Annotated in this window: 1 protein-coding gene; it reads left to right on the forward strand. The window is 53.1% G+C overall.

From position 1 onward, the window contains the following. Positions 1 to 105 precede the first annotated feature (105 nt). Positions 106 to 1,089, forward strand: a 984-nt coding sequence (locus tag AC6I6H_RS22445; RefSeq protein WP_497956834.1) for an IS256 family transposase, incomplete at its 3' end; no start/stop codon positions are given.

Raw genomic sequence — 1,089 nt, forward strand, 5'->3', positions numbered from 1 at the left:
GGCGGTGTAAAGTAGTCTGTGTACCAAAATTTGTAGCCTAGTCAGGCACAAAAAAAGTAGGGTATCCTCGGGGTTGTCAAAGCCACCAGAGAAAGGACCCTACCGATGACTACTATACCCGAAAACATGCTCACAAATCTATTTGAAAATCTTGTAACGCAGTTCGTCCAGGAAAACCTCGAACGGATCATGCGTGCGGAGATCACCGCCTACATGGAAGCAGACGAGTCCAACCGGCACAATAGTCGCAACGGCTACTACAAGCGCTCCCTGCACACGAAATACGGCCATATCGAGGACTTGTCGGTTCCACGGGATCGCAATGGCCAGTTTCAAACCCACGTGTTTGAACCGTATCAGCGCCGTGACGGCTGGCTCGAGGAGGCCGTGATTCAAATGTACAAGAGTGGCATGGGAACCCGTGACGTCGCACGCTTTATCGAAAGTATGTTTGGCAGCCACTACTCCGCCACCACGGTCAGCAACATTACCGCAACCGTACTTGAGGATATCAAGAACTGGCAAGCCCGGCCACTACAGAAACGCTACTCGGTTATCTACTTGGATGGGCTATACGTCAAGCTAAAGCGCAGGACGGTCAGCGGCGAGGTCGTCTACTTTGCGATGGGCATCGACGAAGAGGGACGCCGGCAGATTCTCGGCTTTTACATCGGCGGTCAGGAGAGTTCTAACGGCTGGCGTGAAGTGCTGAAAGATCTTTATGGGCGCGGTGCCCAGGAGGTGCTGCTGGGCGTGTTTGACGGACTGCCCGGCCTGGATGAAGCTTTCCGGGAAACCTACCCGAAGGCAGATGTCCAGCACTGTATCGTGCATAAGGTCCGCGCCACGTTCCCCAAGATTCGAGTCGAGCACAAAACCGACGTCATTAACGACCTGAAAACGATTTACAACGCGGTCGACTCCGACATGGCGCTTGCCGCTTTCGATACGGTGAAGGCCAAGTGGGGCAAGTTGTACCCGAAAGAAATCAAATCGTGGGAAAGCCAATTGTCGACCTTGCTGACGTTCTACAAGTATCCGTCTCTCATTAAGGAAGCCATTCACACGTCAAACGCAATCGAGCGTATG

The organism is Gorillibacterium sp. sgz306347 (genome assembly GCF_059735245.1).